General features: G+C 69.8%; 1 protein-coding gene. It reads right to left on the bottom strand.

The window, feature by feature from the left end; all coding sequences use genetic code 11:
* A partial coding sequence (locus tag NBZ83_RS34755; protein ID WP_498041110.1) for an NAD-dependent epimerase/dehydratase family protein occupies positions 1-357 on the bottom strand: 357 nt, incomplete at its 3' end.
* Positions 358-401 lie beyond the last annotated feature (44 nt).

Genomic DNA, 401 nt, shown 5'->3' on the forward strand with positions numbered 1-401 from the left:
GCGCAGCTCCGATGCGTCTGTGGCATGCACGATGCGCTGCGGTCTCCCCCGGAACAGCGCGGCAATGACCGCGCGGGCCAGGTCATCGGCGTGGATGTGGTTGGTGTAGACATCGTCCTGCGCGCGCAACGCGGGCGTTCCGCGTTCGAGCCGGGCAACGGGCAGCCGGTCCGCTGCATAGATGCGGGGAATACGCAAAATCGACGTGCGCCAAGCGCCGCCCGCACCGAACCAGCGCACGCGGCGTTCGGCGGCGACGCGGCGTTGTGCACGCGCGGTGCGCGGTTTCACGGGGCGGGATTCGTCGACCCAGGCACCGCCCGCATCGCCGTAGACCCCGCTGGTGCTGGCATACACGAACGCGCGTGCTTGGAGGGGGGTTTTCAAGCGGCCAGTGAGGC

It is taken from the genome of Frankia gtarii (assembly GCF_025403375.1).
GTDB classification, from domain to species: domain Bacteria; phylum Actinomycetota; class Actinomycetes; order Frankiales; family Frankiaceae; genus Frankia; species Frankia gtarii.